This window comes from Flavobacterium sp. (assembly GCF_040382755.1).
Taxonomy (GTDB): Bacteria; Bacteroidota; Bacteroidia; order Flavobacteriales; family Flavobacteriaceae; genus Flavobacterium.
Window position 1 is genome coordinate 1 of the sequence record NZ_JBEIET010000245.1, and the last position, 1639, is coordinate 1639.

The window sequence follows — 1639 nt, forward strand, 5'->3', positions numbered from 1 at the left end:
GCAAAAATATGTTTCTTCATCTTTTTCTATATGTGGGTAAGATGGACAATTCCACGTTTCAGATACGACCAATTGATGCATTTGGGTTGGAAAATATTAATACCATTAGCGGTTATTAATATTATTATTACAGGAATTGTAATGGTTTTATTTGGAAACTAAAATATAATAAGATAGTAAGGTAACGCAAAATGCGATACCATTTAAAAAACTTGAAAAGCTAATTTAGCACTTCAAGTAAAAGCATAAAAATACAAGCCAAAATAAATAATAAAAGCCAAAAAGTATGGAAAATTCAATTATTCCGAATGAAGTTATTTCTGATAAGATTTATTTTATTAGAAATCAAAAAGTAATGTTAGATAAAGATTTAGCTGGATTATTTGATGTAGAAACAAAAAGAATAAATGAACAAGTAAGAAGAAATAGTTTGAAATTCCCTGAACACTTTATGTTTCAGTTGAATGAAAATGAATATGAAATCTTGAAGTCGCAATTTGCGACATCAAGTTGGGGTGGAACTAGAAAACTACCTTATGTATTTACAGAACATGGGATTTTACAATTATCGAATGTTTTGAAAAGCGAAAGAGCCACTCAAATGAGCATTAAAATCATTGAAGTGTTTATAGAAATGAGAGAGTACCTTATTCAAAATTTAAGTTTAAGAAATGAAATTGAAGAAATAAGAAAAAAATTAAACAATCACGATAAAAACATTGAATTGGTCTTCAATTATTTAGACGAATTAATGGAAAAACAAGAAAATACAGAACCAAGAAAAAAAATAGGTTATAAATAATGTCAATACAACAAATATCATTATCAGGAAGAAAAATGGAAGTTTCCAATAAGGAAATGACATTCTTAGAACGAATTTACGTTTGGACAATTCTGAAAGGATTATGGACTACTCTTAAACATTTGTTTAGAAGAAAAGTAACCATAAAATATCCTGAAGAAGTTCGCGAAATGAGTCCAGTTGCTCGTTTACAACATATGCTAATGCGTGACGAAGAAGGAAAAGAAAGATGTACCGCTTGCGGATTATGTGCCTTATCTTGCCCTGCAGAAGCCATTACGATGAAAGCTGCAGAAAGAAAAGCAGATGAAAAACATTTGTACAGAGAAGAAAAATACGCGGAAATTTATGAAATAAATATGTTGCGTTGTATTTTCTGTGGTTTATGTGAAGAAGCGTGTCCTAAAGAAGCCATTTACTTAACAAAATCTAAGAAAATTGTAAATTCTGGTTATGAAAGAGAAGATTTTATCTACGGAAAAGATAAACTTGTGATGCCGTTAGATTTGGCAATTAAAAACACGCAAACTAATACCGTAAATTAATTATGATAGAAATTGTTTTTTATATATTATCAGCCATAACATTAGGAACTGCATTTTTAACTGTTTTCAGCAAAAATGCAATTCATAGTGCTATTTATTTAGTAATATGCTTTTTTTCATTAGCAGGACATTACTTACTTTTTAATGCTCAATTTTTGGCTATCGTTCATATTATAGTATATGCAGGAGCTATTATGGTATTGTTGTTATTTACCTTAATGCTTATGAATTTAGACAAAGAAGACGAAACATCTAAACCACTTTTTGCAAAACTTGCAGCCGTTTTTTCAGC

Annotated in this window: 4 protein-coding genes; all 4 read left to right on the plus strand. The window is 29.3% G+C overall.

All coding sequences use genetic code 11. The features are described from left to right. The coding region (locus tag ABWO04_RS11740) for an NADH-quinone oxidoreductase subunit H (protein WP_353079875.1) at positions 1-162 on the plus strand (162 nt) is incomplete at its 5' end. A gap of 124 nt (positions 163-286) precedes the next feature. Continuing rightward, the gene (locus ABWO04_RS11745) at positions 287-802 is read left to right on the plus strand and encodes an ORF6N domain-containing protein (RefSeq protein ID WP_353079872.1); all 516 of its coding nucleotides are present in this window, start codon (positions 287-289) and stop codon (positions 800-802) included. Further along, the gene (locus ABWO04_RS11750) at positions 802-1347 is read left to right on the plus strand and encodes a NuoI/complex I 23 kDa subunit family protein (RefSeq protein WP_353079873.1); all 546 of its coding nucleotides are present in this window, start codon (positions 802-804) and stop codon (positions 1345-1347) included. Before ABWO04_RS11745 ends, ABWO04_RS11750 begins: the two co-directional genes overlap by 1 nt. 2 nt (positions 1348-1349) lie before the next feature. Continuing rightward, a partial coding sequence (locus ABWO04_RS11755) for an NADH-quinone oxidoreductase subunit J family protein (protein WP_353079874.1) occupies positions 1350-1639 on the plus strand: 290 nt, incomplete at its 3' end.